The 15,232-nt window shown below is 70.6% G+C and carries 12 protein-coding genes; 1 reads left to right on the top strand and 11 read right to left on the bottom strand.

Features of this window, described 5'->3' with window-relative positions; all coding sequences use genetic code 11:
- Positions 1 to 186: 186 nt before the first annotated feature.
- From ACF07N_RS01315 to ACF07N_RS01285, 7 genes are all read right to left on the bottom strand, one after another.
- The gene (locus tag ACF07N_RS01315; protein ID WP_392106875.1) at positions 187 to 2,463 is read right to left on the bottom strand and encodes a DUF262 domain-containing protein; all 2,277 of its coding nucleotides are present in this window, start codon (positions 2,461 to 2,463) and stop codon (positions 187 to 189) included.
- Positions 2,464 to 2,803: 340 nt separating this feature from the next.
- A complete protein-coding gene (locus tag ACF07N_RS01310) occupies positions 2,804 to 3,148 on the bottom strand; it encodes a DUF2750 domain-containing protein (RefSeq protein ID WP_392106872.1) in 345 nt (114 codons plus the stop codon).
- 72 nt (positions 3,149 to 3,220) lie between these two features.
- Positions 3,221 to 3,895 carry a restriction endonuclease gene (locus ACF07N_RS01305; RefSeq protein WP_392106869.1) on the bottom strand — a complete coding sequence of 225 codons (675 nt, stop codon included), beginning with the start codon at positions 3,893 to 3,895 and terminating at the stop codon, positions 3,221 to 3,223.
- Positions 3,895 to 4,107 carry a hypothetical protein gene (locus ACF07N_RS01300; RefSeq protein ID WP_392106866.1) on the bottom strand — a complete coding sequence of 71 codons (213 nt, stop codon included), beginning with the start codon at positions 4,105 to 4,107 and terminating at the stop codon, positions 3,895 to 3,897. The genes ACF07N_RS01305 and ACF07N_RS01300 overlap by 1 nt, the downstream gene beginning before the upstream one ends.
- A 488-nt stretch (positions 4,108 to 4,595) precedes the next feature.
- Positions 4,596 to 4,889, bottom strand: coding sequence for a hypothetical protein (locus ACF07N_RS01295; RefSeq protein WP_392106863.1), 294 nt, complete (start codon positions 4,887 to 4,889; stop codon positions 4,596 to 4,598).
- Positions 4,890 to 5,033: 144 nt separating this feature from the next.
- Positions 5,034 to 6,362 (bottom strand): RICIN domain-containing protein, encoded by a 1,329-nt coding sequence (locus tag ACF07N_RS01290; protein ID WP_392106860.1) that lies wholly within the window; start codon positions 6,360 to 6,362, stop codon positions 5,034 to 5,036.
- Between the two features lie 31 nt (positions 6,363 to 6,393).
- On the bottom strand, positions 6,394 to 7,824 hold the full coding sequence (locus tag ACF07N_RS01285; RefSeq protein ID WP_392106858.1) for an endo-1,4-beta-xylanase: 1,431 nt from the start codon (positions 7,822 to 7,824) through the stop codon (positions 6,394 to 6,396).
- A gap of 362 nt (positions 7,825 to 8,186) precedes the next feature.
- Between ACF07N_RS01285 and ACF07N_RS01280 the strand changes: the two genes are divergently transcribed.
- Positions 8,187 to 9,665, top strand: coding sequence for a non-reducing end alpha-L-arabinofuranosidase family hydrolase (locus ACF07N_RS01280; RefSeq protein WP_392106855.1), 1,479 nt, complete (start codon positions 8,187 to 8,189; stop codon positions 9,663 to 9,665).
- 51 nt (positions 9,666 to 9,716) lie between these two features.
- Here the strand turns inward: ACF07N_RS01280 and ACF07N_RS01275 are convergent, their stop codons facing one another.
- The 4 genes from ACF07N_RS01275 to ACF07N_RS01260 are packed head-to-tail and all read right to left on the bottom strand — an operon-like array spanning position 9,717 to position 15,228.
- Positions 9,717 to 10,973 carry a nucleotide sugar dehydrogenase gene (locus ACF07N_RS01275; RefSeq protein WP_383328743.1) on the bottom strand — a complete coding sequence of 419 codons (1,257 nt, stop codon included), beginning with the start codon at positions 10,971 to 10,973 and terminating at the stop codon, positions 9,717 to 9,719.
- Positions 10,974 to 11,027: 54 nt separating this feature from the next.
- Positions 11,028 to 12,650: a class I adenylate-forming enzyme family protein gene (locus tag ACF07N_RS01270; RefSeq protein ID WP_392106851.1), complete on the bottom strand. Its 1,623-nt coding sequence runs from the start codon at positions 12,648 to 12,650 to the stop codon at positions 11,028 to 11,030.
- On the bottom strand, positions 12,647 to 14,404 hold the full coding sequence (locus ACF07N_RS01265) for a CoA transferase (RefSeq protein ID WP_392106848.1): 1,758 nt from the start codon (positions 14,402 to 14,404) through the stop codon (positions 12,647 to 12,649). Before ACF07N_RS01265 ends, ACF07N_RS01270 begins: the two co-directional genes overlap by 4 nt.
- Entirely contained in the window at positions 14,401 to 15,228 is an 828-nt protein-coding gene (locus ACF07N_RS01260) for a methyltransferase domain-containing protein (protein ID WP_392106845.1), read from the bottom strand. The genes ACF07N_RS01265 and ACF07N_RS01260 overlap by 4 nt, the downstream gene beginning before the upstream one ends.
- Between the last annotated feature and the right edge of the window lie 4 nt (positions 15,229 to 15,232).

Genomic DNA, 15,232 nt, shown 5'->3' with positions numbered 1-15,232 from the left:
CTAACTCGTTCACCGCGAATCGCCGCCGGTTCCGGACCAGCCACGGACCGGCTGAGGTGCTACCTTGCGTCGCCCTCGGCGGATGCGAAGCATGCGAAGAGGTACGGACGGGGGCGGGGGCGCCGGACCTGGTCACACGGCAGCATGCTCGCGGATTGTTTCAAGGTCGGTCATCGTCGCGGACGATCACCCCCAGTGCTCCTCCCGGTACCGCAGGAGATCCTCACCATGCAGCTGCTTGGTGGCGTTACCGACCCGAACCCAGAAGTCGGTGGCCGCGTTACCGCCCTTGGCTGGCCTGGCGAACACGGCCTTGCCGGCTGCGGCCACGCTGACCTGGCAGACAATACGCTTGGCCACCTCGGGAAAGCTGATCCGCACGGTGCTCGCGGTCGGGGCCGACAGGTTGTCATCGAGGACCTGGCGTACGAACAGTTCGTACCCATCCGGGTCAGCCTGCTTCGGCAGGGTGGACAGGTCGTCCTCGATCCCCAGTACCGTCCCGTCGTCACGGACGCCGACGAACAGGTTGCCGCCCTCCCCGTTGAGGAAGCCGCAGACCGTCTTGACGAGATTGTTCTGCAGTGACTTGTCGTACTCCCGGGTGTGCACGTTCCAGCGGGCACTCGCCTTGAACTCGGTGCTCTGGGACTCACCGGCGGCGATCAGATCAGCCGCTGCGGTAGGCACATACGCGGGTCGGTCCTCACTCAGCGTCTCAAACGCCTCCCGTACCACTTGGGCGATCAGCTGACGGCGTCTTCCCAGGAAGGCCGCGTATTCGAGCTGCTCCCAGCCGACCGGCAACGCGTGCCATCGGGCCTGCCGCCTGACCACCTCCGGGTCCATCGCCTCGATGATCCTCGGCCAGTAGACGCGAGGTTCGTCGGTGTTGCCCTTCTCGCTTGCCGGCCACGTCACATATGCCATGTTGGCGATGGCGTTCACCTGGCGTTTGTCGGTAATACCAAGACTCTCGAGGGTCTCGGAGTTGAACAGACGGTCCCGAGGAACCTTCCGGGCGGGCTTGGCCGCCGGATCCATCAGGTCGCGGATGTGCTGGTCGCCGCAGAGCAACTCGGCGTCCAAGATGTTCAACGCAGCCTGGTAGGCGAACACCACTGGGGAGTACGACGATGAACTGTCGAGCCTGTTCGGCAGGGAGATGCCCCAGTAGTCACCGGTGAAGTGCGCGGAGATGATCCGGGCGATTTCTGCGGCGAACGCCTGACCGTCACCCTGCGGCAGGCCGCCGACCCGGCCTAGGTCAAACTCCATTTGTGACTCGGGCGAGTTGGAGTAACGGCCGGTGGTGTGCACCATGAAGAACCAGCGCGCGATGACCGGACGGAGTTCTTCGGCCGACAGTCCGAAGTCGTGCAATCCGATCAGCCACAGCGCGTAGCTGTACAGCAGGGCGGTGTCAGAGGTGATCATCTTGCGGCTACGAAAGCCGGCCGCGGTGACGCATTGGAAGAACTCGTGCCAGCTGGTCAGATCGAGGACCTGCATCTGCGCCTGCGCCAGCCGTTCGAACTGTTCCTGGCGCCGTTCGGCAGAGACCTTCCCGGTCTCGAAGTCCTTGCCTCGCAACACGTTGTAGACGTGCTGCAGCCGGGCACGCCGGAAGGCCACGGCGACAGCGACGCGCAGGAGTTGGTCCGGGCTAGGGTCCAGGAACGGATTACGCGGGTTCGGTCCGGGAAGTCCCGCGACCACCGCGGCCCTGCAGAAGTCCTCCAGTTGACGTCGGCCCTTCTCCCAGTGCACCGACATCAAGGTGAGGATGAAGTCGGACTGGTTGAGCTTCACTCCCTGGAAGTTGATGCGGACGAAGATCTCCGCGACCTGTTCCTCGTCGGCCGCGGCGTCCAACTCCACCACCTGGAAACGAAAGTCGTGCAGGCCCCGGACCCGGTCAATCCGCTCCTCCAGCTCGTCCCTCGTCGCGGTTGGCAGGGGCTCGCCTGCGGCCTGTTCGAGCCGGTGGAAAAACTCCCGGACGGTGCCACGGTGGCCGCCCGGGGCCCAAAGCTTGGTGATGTCCGGGATGTAGGCGGTGTCCCGCTCGATTGCCGCGTCCGTGACCTCGAACGTCTGATCCTGCGGGTGGAAGGCGATCCGCAGCGTGACCTCATCGAAGGACTTGTTGACGACCTTGCGCCCGGTCAGTACGGCGAACAATGCGGTGAGCCGCTGCTGCCCGTCCACGACCAGCCGTTGGGGCGCCCGGTCACCCGTTCCCGTCCCGATCTGCCGGGTCCCCACCTCGGCTCCGGTCTCCCAGAACATCAGGGTGCCGATCGGGTAGCCGCGGTACATCGAGTCGAAGAGATCGCGGGTCTTCGTCGCGGACCAGACGAACGGCCGCTGGATGTCGGGAAGCCCGATCCTTCCACCCTCGATGTCCTCTATCAGGTGCCGAAGGGTGTAACCCGTGTCTCGGTAGAGGGTGGGTGGCACGGTGCGGGCTCCTCACGTCAGCGGGTCAGTCAGGGCCGGATGCTTCGGTCGCTTCAGCGACTGAGACAAACAGAGAAAGAGAACGACATCAAAGACTTACCACGTGAGTTGTTCTTGTTGCAGCGAAGTTGAGGTTCCGATGACTGACCGCCGGCCGTCGGCCAAGCAGAGCGAGGTCGTCTTCGATGGTCATCAGGCTGATTCCCGCGGTCGTGCAAGCCACGACGCTACGCCGGGCCGGTGGATCATCGGCAGCAGCCCTGCCGCATAGTGGGACTGGCCCCGGATGCGCACTCATCTGCTGGCGGCGACTGCGCTCCGTGTTGAACGGCGCCGTGGGCTAGTCACCAGCGGCCAGTCGGTTGAGAACTTCCATCGGGGTGAAGCTCCATCCGACGAGGCGCGGTCCGCTCCAGTTGATGCCGATCATGTATCCCTCTCGGGCGGCTTCAGGCAGATCGCGATCGCGCCAGGCATCCAGGGACATGGATTCAACACGTAGCCCATGCCCCCAGATCGTCGCTGCCCGCTGGGCCCGGGCTGAGGTCGACCAGTAGGGAAGACTTCGCGTGCCATCCGCAGAGAGGGGGGCCGGGCTTCCCTCGTCATCCCGAACAAACCAGACCACTCCGCGTTGACGGGCATCTCGGAAGAATGCTGCCGCCTGCGAACCGCTCTGACTCATGCCACTGAGCCTAGCGTTCCCCGTCACTCATTTCGTTAGCGGTTCTTAGGCAGCAGTCACGCTCTTTGCCAGTCATGCCGCTCGCCTAAATCGGCTCGGGCGGGAGCGCGCGGGTAATCCGAGGAGCTCGTGCAGAGCGGCACCGCCCTCGGCCCAGCGCCGTAGCTTCGTCCGATCGATCCAGTGGACGCGGTACCGGTCGCCCCACGCCATGGCGTCGCGGGTCAAGGCTCCGTTGGTGACAACGACAGCGTGATCGGCTGCGTGGACCGGCCCAGCCGTCCCCTTCACCGCGTACATCACAGCTGAGCCCACTTCCCCGCCGACGCGGGTGTGCTTGGCCTGCACCACGATGCGGCCGCGCTGCGGATGGTCACCGATGACGTCGGCGGCCTGGTCACCGCCACCACCCACTCTGCGGGCCGGCCAGCCGTCGCGGACCAGCAGATCCCGTAGGGCGTACTCGAAGCGACGGTCGTCCATGGAGTCGAACTCCGCGAGCGTGATCCGCAGAGTGGCCAGCCGCTCCTTCTCCCGACGCCGCATCGTGCTGGTCTGCCTGATTCGCCACGCCGCGCAGGCTCCCGTGAGCAGGGCGAGAGCCAATAGGCCGGGCCAGGCCGCCTTCAGGGTGCTACCCGCCGAGGCCGCCGTCCGCGCCACCAGGACGAGCACAGCCAGGGCGACTACAGCCGCTGCGACCAGTTCCGCGGCGCCGCGAGGGCGCCGCAGATGTATCCGTCCCATCAGCGGCCCGCCGTCGCGCTGGTCGCCGGCTTCGGATCCGTCGGCGGTGTCGTGGCGGCGGACTCACTGAACCCGAACACCTGCCCCCACAGCCACACGCCGGCCAGTAAGCCGGCAATCATCCAGCCGCTCATGCGCTTGGCGCTCCTGGGCTTCGGATTGCGACGGATGTGACCGCGTACCCGGTGGAACCCGTCCGGCACCTTCGACATGTTTCCCCCTTTCGTCGGTGGGCCGCGGAGCGCGGCTCATCCCAACAAAAGGGTGTAGCAGTGGGCACTGACAGCGGCTGATGGGTCATCACGGCGCTGCACCCCGGTCGAGTCGCCATCAGGCCAGGAGGGCCCACACCGTCAGGACAATTCGCGGGGCAGCGAGCCTGAGGCAGCTCAGCTGGACGAATGTCCTTCTCAGCTCCCAAGCGGTTCACCATGGCCCTTTCCGCCAGCCCTCACGCGGCGCGTGACCGTCCGTCTCTCACCTGTGGAAACAGCCCCGGTCACGCCAAGCGGAGTTCTGCCGACGAATGGCGAAAAGCAGCGGAAGCGCACTCACAGCCATAGTGCGCCGGCGCCGCCCCTTCAAGCCGTGGTTCTGCGACCATGACCCGGGGGCGTCACAGGATCGTTAGGCACTGGTAGGCACTGATCAACCCGCCGCCGCGACGCCGCGGCCAACCTAGCCCCCACGGGACGAATTCTCAACGCGGTGTCGTCGCGGTCCTGCGAGGACAGCCACGGTTGTAGGGCCGGGCCGAAGAAACCGCCGCCGGCCTCCGCCAGCGCCGGATCCAGCCTTGGTGCAGCCCGGTCAGGACAGTCTTCTGCGGCCCGTCGTCGCCGCTCGAAGCAGCGCCGAGGCGGTCATCGTCGTACAAGCGCAACATGCGAGCAGCGCTCATCACCAGATATCTTCGAACCAAGATCCGGGCCATACCCGGACCAACCGTCCGCAGCTTGTGGCGATCGAAGTTGTTTTCGCTGGTCAACTGCATCTGAGCCGTGTACCACCAGCAGACGAAGAACCTGCTGGTGTCGTACTCGGCGAAGAAGCTGGGCTTCTTCTAGGGGTCCGGACAGCCGTCCACGGAGGGGGGCCGGGGGTGATCCCGGCTCCCCTCCGTGGTGCGGGGAGGATGTCACTGGAACTGTGCGAAGAACCTCCAGATCTCTGCCTTGGTCCAGGTCGTCACGCCGCTCTCGCCGGAGGAGCCGTCGACCGGGCCGGGGATGTGGCCGCCGTCGAACGCGGCCCACTGGACCGGGTATCCGGCACGGCAGCCGGCGTAGGCGGTGGTGATGTGCGTGCGGCTGCCCGCCGCGGGCTCACGCGGGTTCTGCGGGGTGCAGCCGTTGTTCGCGACGAACTTGTCGCGCAGGGACCGTCCTTGCGCGATGCCGAGGACGGAGTCGCTGATGCCGTGGATCCCGAAGTAGGCGATGGGCTGGGTGCCACCGCTGCATCCGCTGATCTGGGCGCCGGCGATGACCGCGACGGCCCGGAAGACGTGCGCCCGGCTGCAGGCGAGGGCGTAGCTCATGCCGCCGCCCCAGCTGAAGCCCGTGGCGAACCGCTGGGCCGGGTTGACGCACAGTCCGCTCTCGATGCGCCGGATCATGTCGTCGACGAACGTGACGTCCTCACCGCCCGTGTTGGCCCAGCCGTTGCCGAGGCCCTGGGGGGCGACGAGGATGGCGCTGTTGCCCGACTGTTCCTGCTGGCCGTAGTAGGACCAGGCGCTGCCGCTGGTGCCGCCGGAGGCGACGTCGCCCGCGGTGCCGCCCCGCCAGTGGAAGGCGAAGATCAGCCGGTAGGGACGGTTGCTGTCGTAGTTGGCCGGGACCCTGAGGATGAAGCTGCGGCTCTTGCCGCCGCTCTGGATGGTGTGCGTGCCGCTCGTCAGGGCCGGGGCGCTGCCGCAGCCGCTCGCGCCCCCGGCCGACAGCTTGACCATCTGCCACTGCTGGTTGGCGCCGCCCCAGTCGGTGTACTGCACGACGTTGCCGCCGTCGGCGGTGGAGGCGCCCTGCACCTCCACCGCCTTGCCGCTGGTGCGGTTGATCAGCCGGACGTGGCCCGCGTCGGAGTCGGCCAGCCGGAACTGCTGGTTGGCACCGTTGTGGTCGGCCCACTGCTGGATCACGGCGCCGTCCGCGGTGGAGGCGCCGGACACGTCGAGCACCTTGCCCGAGTGCCGGGCCTTGAGGCGGTAGTAGCCGCCGCCGGAGTCCACGAACTGCCACTGCTGGTGGGCCCCGTCGCCGCGCGTCCACTGGCCGAGCCGCGCGCCGTCGGCGGTGGAGCCGCCGGAGACCTCCAGCGCCTTGCCGCTGTTGCGATTGACCAGGGCGTACCAGGCGCTGGTGTCCACCGTCGCCGCCTCGGCGGGCGCCGGGTTCACCGCGGTGAGCGTACCGATCGCGAGGGTCGCCGCCACCACGGCGGCGATCCGGGACCACCAGGACATCGATGCTCCTTCCGTGGGTGGACCGGCCGTGTCAGGCGCGGGTCCAGCGCTGGTTGCTGCCGTTCGAGCAGGTGTAGAGCTGGATCTGCGTGCCGTTGGCGGTGCCGCTGCCGACGGCGTCGAGGCAGAGGCCGGACTGGACGCCGACGATGGTTCCGTCGGAGTTCAGGCGCCACTTCTGGTTGTCGCCGCCCCAGCAGCTGTAGATCTGCACCCTGCTGCCGTTGCCGGTGCCGGCGGCGTCCAGGCACTTGTTGCCGTAGACCCTGAGTTCGCCGGCGGTGGTGAGGGCCCACTGCTGGTTGGTGCCGCCGTGGCAGTCCCACAGCTGGAGCTGGGTGCCGTCGGCGGTGGCGGAGTTGGGCACGTCGAGGCAGCGGCCCGAGCCGACGCCCTTGATGGTGCCGCCGTCGGTGGGAGGCGTGGTGGTGCCGCCGTTGAGGGCGTTGAGGACGGCGGTGTAGGCGGGCTTCTTGCTGCCGTCGTTGTTGAACAGCAGCGGCGTGTCCCCCGACCGCCAGGAGTCCATGTCACGCACGCCCCAGACGGTGATGCCGAGGCAGCGCGGGACGGCCAGGCAGTCGTTGGTCACGGCGGCGTAGGTCGAGGCCGGGGCGCCCTGGATGTCGAGCTCGGTGACGGCCACGTCGACGCCGAGGGCGGCGAAGTTCCGCAGGGTGGTGCGGAAGTTGCTGTTGTAGGGGCTGCCGCTGTTGAAGTGCGCCTGGAAACCGACGCAGTCGATCGGCACGCCGCGCTGCTTGAAGTCGCGGACCATGTTGTACATGGCCTGGGTCTTGGCCCAGGTCCAGTTCTCGACGTTGTAGTCGTTGTAGCAGAGCTTGGCCGCCGGGTCGGCGGCACGCGCGGTGCGGAAGGCGACCTCGATCCAGTCGTTGCCGGTGCGCTGGAGGTTGGAGTCGCGCCGGGCGCCCGAACTGCCGTCGGCGAACGCCTCGTTCACCACGTCCCACTGGGCGATCTTGCCCTTGTAGTGGGCCATGACGCCGTTGATGTGGTCGATCATCGCCTGGCGCAGTGCGCTGCCGCTGAGGCTCTGCATCCAGCCCGGCTGCTGGGAGTGCCAGGCCAGGGTGTGGCCGCGCACCTGCTTGCCGTTCTGCACCGCCCAGTTGAAGACGCGGTCGGCGGCGGCGAAGTTGAACTGGCCCCGCTGGGGTTCGGTGGCGTCGATCTTCATCTCGTTCTCGGCCGTCACCGAGTTGAACTCACGGTTCGCGATCGACGTGTACGCCGAGTCGCCCAGCCGGCCCGAGGCGATGGCGGTGCCGAAGTAGCGGCCGCTCTGGGCGGCCGCGGCGCCGAGCGTGCTCTCGGCGGCGTGCGCGGGAGGCGGCGCGGCCAGTGCGGCCACCGTGCCGAGGACGGCGGCGACCAGCATCAGCAGCAGGCCGCGGATCTTCCGCCGGACGAACGGTCTGGCAAGGGCGTACGAGCCCATGACGGTGCCTCCAGGGTGGAAGTCGGGGAGGAGAAGGGCTGAAGCGCGGGGAACCGGTGCCTCATCTGGATCTGTCGATATCTCGAACAACACCCGGTTTCTCAGACACGGATGATTGAGCTGTTCATGACGGGTCGTCAATACTTCTCGCAGAAGAAGTTTCGATTCATCGAGCGAAACATTCGAAGCACCCTCTCCGTCGGCGGCGTGGCTGACGAGCAGGGAAGGCACTGTTTGTAGCCAGTTCTGCGGCAGGCCTTGACCGATAGCAAGCGCATTCCTAGCTTGTGGCGTCGAACCGTCGGGGAATTCCTCGAAATGTTTCGAGTCGCGCTCTCCCCCGGCCCCTAGGAGGCCCTCTGATGTGGTTCCGCCCACCGTCCATGATCCGTCCGGGACGGCTGCTCGCCGCCCTAGCACCCTTGTTGCTGGTGGCCACCTTCCTCGGCGCCCAGCCCGCCGAGGCGGCGACCGTCGACCCCAACGCCTCGTACGTGCTGGTCAACCGCAACAGCGGCAAGGCCCTGGACGTCTACAACATGGCGACCGGCGACGGCGCCCGCATCACCCAGTGGTCCAGGAACGACCAGGCCCAGCAGCAGTGGCAGTTCGTCGCCTCCGGGGACGGCTACTACCGCATCAAGTCCCGCCACTCGGGCAAGGTGCTGGACGTCCACAACTGGTCCACGGCGAACGGCGGCTCCATCGTCCAGTGGACCGACCTGAACGCCACCAACCAGCAGTGGCGGCTCGCCGACAGTCCGGACGGCTACGTGCGGCTGATCGCACGCCACAGCAACAAGGCCCTCGAGGTGCAGGGAGCTTCCACCGCCGACGGCGCGAACGTCGTCCAGTACGACGACTGGGGCGGCACCAACCAGCAGTGGCAGCTCGTCAAGGCCGGCTCCGGCACCCCCGGCACGTGTGAACTGCCCTCGACGTACCGCTGGTCGTCGACCGGCGCGCTCGCGCAGCCCAAGGCAGGGTGGGCCTCGCTCAAGGACTTCACCGTCGCTCCGCACAACGGCAAGCAGGTCGTCTACGCGACGACCCACGGGGCCGCGGGGACTGGCAGGGCGTGGGGTTCGATGGCCTTCACCCCGTTCACCAACTGGCCGGAGATGGCCAGCGCCGGCCAGAACGCGACACCGTTCAACGCCGTCGCCCCCACGCTCTTCTACTTCCAGCCGAAGAACATCTGGGTGCTCGCCTACCAGTGGGGCAGTGCCAAGTTCACGTACCGGACATCGAGCGATCCCACCAACCCCAACGGCTGGTCCGCGGAGCAGCCGCTCTTCACCGGCAACATCTCCGACTCCGGAACCGGCCCCATCGACCAGACGCTGATCGCCGACGGAACGAACATGTACCTGTTCTTCGCCGGTGACAACGGCAAGATCTACCGGGCGAGCATGCCGATCGGGAACTTCCCGGGCAACTTCGGTTCCTCGTACACGACCGTCATGAGCGACACGGTGAAGAACCTGTTCGAGGCACCGCAGGTCTACAAGATCAAGGACCGCAACCAGTACCTGATGATCGTCGAGGCCCGGGGCGCGAACGAGCAGCGCTTCTTCCGCTCCTTCACCGCCACCAGCCTGAACGGCTCATGGACCCCGCAGGCCGCCACGGAGAGCAACCCCTTCGCCGGCAAGGCCAACAGCGGGGCCACCTGGACCGACGACATCAGCCACGGCGAGCTGCTCCGCACCAGCGCCGATCAGACCATGACCGTCGACCCGTGCAATCTGCAGCTGCTCTACCAGGGCCGCAGCCCCAACTCCGGGGGCGACTACGGCCTGCTGCCCTACCGTCCGGGGCTGCTGACCCTGCAGCGGTGACGGGGCGGACCGCGTCCGGCTGAGCCGGAGAGCGGGGCGGCGGGCCCATGCTCAGAGTTGATGGGCGCCGCTGCCCCGCAGCCTGCCCCGGGTGTCGAGGAGCAGGCGCGCGTGCCGGGCGAGCCGGTCCAGCGGGAGCGTGTCGTGGTCCTGGAGCAGGATCGTGAGGGCCGCGTCCGCGGCGGCGCTCAGGGCGTCGGGGGCCCGGTCGACCGGTTCGCCGTCCGGGGCCCAGGCCTCGGCGAACGGGTCGTGATAGGCGAGCCGGGCACCGCGCCGGCGCAGCAGCCGGGCGACCGGTGCGGCCGGGGTGGCCCGCAGGTCGGCGCTGTTGGGCTTGTAGGTCACGCCCAGCAGCAGCACCCGGGCGCCGCTCAGGTCCGTGCCGCGGTCCCGCAGCAGGTGGCCGGCCCGCCGTACGACGTGGGCCGGCATCGCGGCGTTGATCTCGTGCGCGAGTTCGGCGAGCCGCAGCGGGGTCCCCGCGGCGCGCGCCCAGTGGGTGAGGTAGACCGGGTCGACGGGGATGCAGTGCCCGCCGACCCCCGGTCCGGGCCGGAACTCCTGGAAGCCGAAGGGTTTCGTGCGCGCGCACGCGAGGGCGTCCCAGACGTCGATCCCCCAGGCCCGGGCGGCGACGGCGAGTTCGTTGACCAGGGCGATGTTCACACTGCGGTAGGTGTTCTCCAGGAGCTTCGCCAGTTCGGCCTCGCGTGCGGAGCTCGCCTCCACGACCCGGTCGCACAGACGGCGGAAGAAACCGGCCGCGGCCGCCGTGCAGCCCGGGGTGCATCCGCCCACGACCCGCGGGGTGTTGCGCACGCCGTAGGTGTCGTTGCCCGGGTCGATGCGCTCCGGTGCGAAGGCGAGGGCGAAGTCCGTGCCGGCCCTGAGCCCGGACGCCCGCTCCACGATCGAGCGGACGACGTCGTCCGTGGTACCGGGGAAGGAGGTGGACTCCAGCACCACGAGGGTGCCGGGCTTGAGACGGTCCCCGACGCCGGAAGCCGCGCGCCGCACGTGGGTCAGGTCGGGCCCGCCGGTGGCGTCCAGGGGCGTGGGCACGCAGATCACGGCCACCGAGGCCTCCGCCAGGGGGCTCTCGTCGGTGGTCGCCCGGAAGCCGGCGCGCAGCATGGCGGCCAGGTCGGGGGCGGTGACGTCGGGCACGTGGGAGCGGCCCGCGTTCAGGGCGGCGGTGACGGCCGGGTTCTCGTCGATCCCCGTGACCCTCATCCCGGCACGGCACGCCTCGCGGGCCAGCGGGAGACCGGTGTAGCCGAGTCCGATGACAGCAACGCTGGTCATGTCGCTCCTGGATGCGAGGTCGGTTGCGGAGGAACGGTGGCGCGCCGCGGGTGGTCAGCGCGGCACGCAGATCTCGCGGGCGGCCCGCTGCGCCAGGGTCCTGCGGCAGATCTTTCCCGTGGGGCCGAGCGGCATCTGCTCGACGGGCAACAGCAGTTCGGGCAGCTTCCGGCGTTCGAGGCCGCGCCGGTCCTCCAGGAACGCCGTGAGTTCGCGCAGGTCCGGCGGCGGGAAGCCCGGCCGGGGGCGGACGCACGCGCACAGGCGCTCCCCCAGTTCCGGGTCGGGCACGCCGACGCAGGCGACCTCGGCCACGGCCGCGTGCGCGCCGAGTTCGCGCTCCACCTCGGCCGGGCTGATGTTGTAGCCGCCGCGTACGACGATCTGCTTGATGCGGCCCAGCACGTGGAGCCGCCCGCGCGCGTCCAGGAGCCCGCGGTCTCCGGTGCGGACCCAGCCGTCCGGGGTGCGGTAGCGGGCGTCCAGCTCGGGGCCCGCCACGTAGCACAGGGGCGTCATCGGGCCTCTGGCCCAGATCTCGCCGGGCTGTCCGGCCGGCAACGGGGCGCCGGAATGGCCGACGATGCGGATGCGTGCCACGGCGGGGTCGGGAAGCCCGGTGCCCGTCTCGGGGCGAAGTCCGGTGACGGCGGTGTGGCAGTTGACGCCGTCGGACGATCCGTACACGGTGACGACGGGGCGGCCGAAGCGCTCGCGGCACGCGTCGGCGGTGGCCTCCGGCAGCGCCGCGCCGCTGGACACGAGGGCCCGCAAGCCGGTGAAGTCCTCCCGGGGCAGGCGCCGTTGCTCGGCGATGCGGTGCAGCATCGTGGGCACGCCGAAGACGTGCGTGGGCCGGTGTTCGACGATCATGCGCAGGGCCGTCGCGGGGTCGAAGGTCTCCTGGACCAGCAGCGTGCCGCCGAGGGCGGCCAGCGTCACGGACGTACCGCAGGATCCGAAGGAGGAGGCCAGCGGGACGAGGACGAGGTTGCGCAGGGGGCCGTGGCCGTCGTGCAGGGCGCGGACGTAGGCGGCCCGCCCGCCGGCCATCGCGTTGTGCGAATAGGCGACCATCTTGGGTTCGGCCTCGGTGCCGGAGGAGACCAGGATCCGGGCGGGCGCCTCAGGGTCGACGGGCCGGGGGAAGAAGGGCCGCCGCGCGGGCGCCGCCAGGGACTGTGCCGCACCCTGGCCGGGTCCGAGGGTGAACACCGCTTCCAGACAGGGCAGACGGGCGCGCGGCAGCGCGCCGGAGTGGTCGTCCACGATGATCGCGCGGGCACGGGAGCGGGCGAGCAGGCTGACCGGGCCCAGGCTGCCGTGTCCGGGCGGATAGGGCAGCGCGACCGCGCCGACGGCCGCGATCGCGAGTTCCGCGGCCACCGCGTCGCGCCCGTTGCGCGCCCGCACGGCGATGATGTCCCGCTCCCCGAGGCCGTGTTCGGCGAGCCGGGCGGCGATGTGCCGCACCCGGGCGTCGAGCCCGGCGTAGTCCACCGCGCCGGCCGGGTCGACGACCGCCGTGCGGCCGGGGTGACGCCGTACGTGTGCGGCGAAGAGCGTGTAGAGGTCCCGGTCGGGGCAGTGGCCCCGCGCCACCCAGGCGCGGCGCAGCGGGGCGGGCACCAGGTCGCGGATCTCGACACCGGCGTTCGACGTCCATCGGGCCCTCATGAGAACTCCCAGGGTGCGAGAGGGGCGGCGTACTCCCCCACGGTCAGGGACGGGGCGAAGCGCGGGTCGCGGGCCAGGCCGGCGAGGCCGGTGCACACCGGCGTGGCGGGCACGCCGGCCGCGGCCAGCCCGGGCAGCCAGGCCGCGGTGGGCAGGGTCCGGGCCCGGCGGGCGATCGCCTCCGCGTCGGCGCCGGCGGGGAGGCCGAAGGCCGGGGCGAGGCGGTGCGGCCGCGCGCGGTCCCACGGGCCCGGCCAGAGGTAGCCGTCGCGGGTGCGCAGGGGACGGCCCGTCGCCCCGGGCCGCCGGCGCGCGCGGGGGACGAGGCAGGCGGCGGAGTACAGGGAGGAGTCCACCCGGCTGCCCCGCCCGGTGCGGAGCCGGGCCAGCAGCGCGGCCAGGACCCCTTGCGCGCAGACCAGCCCGCCGAGCACGTCGGTGAGGGTCATCAGCGAAGGCGCCGGCGGTTCGTGCGCGGGCCGCAGGGCGGCGGCGAGACCGCTGTGCGCCTGGACCAGGTAGTCGGTCCCCACCGGCGGTTCCGGCCCCAGGGCGCCTCCCCAGCCGGACGCCCACGCGTACACCAGCCCGGGCCGGGCCGCGCACAGGTCCCCGGCGTCCAGTCCGAGCCGGGCCGCCTTGCCCGGCGCCCAGTTGTGCAGGAAGACGTCGGCCCCGGACACGAGGTCGCGGACCGCCCTCCGGCCCGCCGGCGAGGTGAAGTCGATCTCCCTGACGGCCTTTCCGGCGTTGAGGGCGCTGAAGCGGGCCGAGCAGGTGCCCGCGACGGGCGGGACGCCGCGCATCGGGTCGCCACCCGGCGGTTCGATCCGTACCACGTCGGCGCCGAGGAGCCGCAGGACGTGCCCGGCCATGGGCCCCTGGACGCGCCGCGCCGACTCGACGACCCGCAGGCCGGCCAGGGGCGCCGCGGCCGTGCGGGGGGCGTGGCCGGTAGGGGTCCGGCCGTCCGGGACGCCGTCCGGTCCGGGCACGGGCGTGAGCGTCCACGGCCGGGTCGCCGCCGGCGGCAGGGGGTCGTCCCGTACGGGCAGTACGGCGGCTCCCGAGTGGTCCGCCGCCGCCCGGACGGCCGCGAAGGAGGCGCGCCGCGCGGTCGCCGCCAGGCCGGGGGGCAGCGGGCAGACGGCGGTGGCGAACCGCTGCTGGAACGACCGCCAGCCGCGGCCGGTCTCCCCCCGGTCCGCGCCGAGCCGCTGCCAGAAGTCCAGCCACCGCCCGGCGTCGAGGGCCTCGATCTCGAAGCGCACGCCGTCGGCGGTGACGAACGGGGGGCCGGTGGGCGCGGGGCGCTTTCCCGGGCCGGTGGGGCGCGCGGACCCGTCGTCCTCCGGGTCGTCGCCGACGGCGGTCGCGGCCGCGAGGTACTGGGCGAGGGCCAGCAGCGCCGCCTGGCCGACCGAGGTCCGCACCTGCCCGATGTCCGCTCCCGCCGCCCGTGCGAGGAGGGCCGCGCAGACGCCCTGGGCCGCGAGGACGCCCGCCACCGTGGAGGCGTAGTCGACGGCGAGCGGGACGGGACGGCCGGCCGCGCGTCCGTGCACATGCATGATCCCGCAGGCCGCCTGGACGGCGTGCTCGTCGGCCAGGGGGAGGTGCAGCGGGCCCTGCCAGCCGACGGACAGGTCGACGGTGGCGGTGGCGGGCTCGTCCACCAGGTCGAGCAGGTGGGCCGCGACCCGGGTGGCCACCGTGGTGGCCGGGACGCCGGCGCGTGGGGCGCTGAGCGTCATCGGGTGCCGTCCCGCTCCGCGGGCCACGGGCGCCGCCCCTGCACCGAGTAGACGACGCTGGACGCGGCGCAGAACGACGGGTCCCTCATCAGCGCCCGGACGGCGGCCAGTTGCGCCTCGGTCAGACCGGCGGCGAGAAGTCCGTCCCGCAGGTGGTAGGTGTGGTTGAGCTGCATCCGCAGGCCCGGCGACCCGGCGGTGCGCAGTTCGATGCGGGGCCGCGGGTCGATGTCGACGAGCCCGGCGTCCCGCATGGCGGCCGGTGCCTTGCGGGCCCAGTGGGGGTCTCCCCCGCCGGCCTTCAGGACGGCGCACTTGGCGTCGAGGAAGGCCGTGTAGAGGCGCGCCGACTCCTCGTCGGGGGTGAGCAGGGGCGGTTCGTAGGAGGCGTCGAACTCCTCGATGTGCAGCAGGCCCCCGGGTTTGAGGGCGCGGACGAGCTTGCCGAGGACGGCGAGCCGTTCGGGCAGGTGCTGCAGGACGAGGCGGGCGACGACGAGGTCGAAGGCCGCCTCGGGGAGCGGATCGGTCACCACGTCGTGCCGGAGGGCGGTCAGGCACGGCCCGTCGGGGAGGTGCCGGGTGCTGACGTCGGTGGCGACGACTTCGCCGGTGGGGGCGACGCGGTCGGCGAGCCACCGGGCCACGGTCCCGCTGCCCGAGCCGATGTCCAGGCAGCGCCAGCCGGTGGTGACGCCGGTCCCGGCGAGCCGGTCGAAGGTCATGGTGTCGTAGGCGTCGGTGAGGCAGCGGTGCAGTTCGTCGCTGTGCACGCTGTCGTTGTCGAAGGCGTATCCCGGGGCCGGGCCCAGGCTCTCGCGCATGTCG

Source organism: Streptomyces sp. NPDC015242, assembly GCF_043079125.1.
Lineage (GTDB): Bacteria > Actinomycetota > Actinomycetes > Streptomycetales > Streptomycetaceae > Streptomyces.
This window is presented reverse-complemented; position numbering and strand designations above follow the sequence as displayed.

Excerpts from the sequence above, each read along its gene's own strand:
- ACF07N_RS01310 (WP_392106872.1), bottom strand. The coding sequence starts at position 3,148 with ATGAGTCAGAGCGGTTCGCAGGCGGCAGCATTCTTCCGAGATGCCCGT.
- ACF07N_RS01305 (WP_392106869.1), bottom strand. The coding sequence starts at position 3,895 with ATGGGACGGATACATCTGCGGCGCCCTCGCGGCGCCGCGGAACTGGTC.
- ACF07N_RS01300 (WP_392106866.1), bottom strand. The coding sequence starts at position 4,107 with ATGTCGAAGGTGCCGGACGGGTTCCACCGGGTACGCGGTCACATCCGT.
- ACF07N_RS01295 (WP_392106863.1), bottom strand. The coding sequence starts at position 4,889 with ATGCAGTTGACCAGCGAAAACAACTTCGATCGCCACAAGCTGCGGACG.
- ACF07N_RS01290 (WP_392106860.1), bottom strand. The coding sequence starts at position 6,362 with ATGTCCTGGTGGTCCCGGATCGCCGCCGTGGTGGCGGCGACCCTCGCG.
- ACF07N_RS01285 (WP_392106858.1), bottom strand. The coding sequence starts at position 7,824 with ATGGGCTCGTACGCCCTTGCCAGACCGTTCGTCCGGCGGAAGATCCGC.
- ACF07N_RS01280 (WP_392106855.1), top strand. The coding sequence starts at position 8,187 with ATGTGGTTCCGCCCACCGTCCATGATCCGTCCGGGACGGCTGCTCGCC.
- ACF07N_RS01275 (WP_383328743.1), bottom strand. The coding sequence starts at position 10,973 with ATGACCAGCGTTGCTGTCATCGGACTCGGCTACACCGGTCTCCCGCTG.
- ACF07N_RS01270 (WP_392106851.1), bottom strand. The coding sequence starts at position 12,650 with ATGAGGGCCCGATGGACGTCGAACGCCGGTGTCGAGATCCGCGACCTG.
- ACF07N_RS01265 (WP_392106848.1), bottom strand. The coding sequence starts at position 14,404 with ATGACGCTCAGCGCCCCACGCGCCGGCGTCCCGGCCACCACGGTGGCC.
- ACF07N_RS01260 (WP_392106845.1), bottom strand. The coding sequence starts at position 15,228 with ATGCGCGAGAGCCTGGGCCCGGCCCCGGGATACGCCTTCGACAACGAC.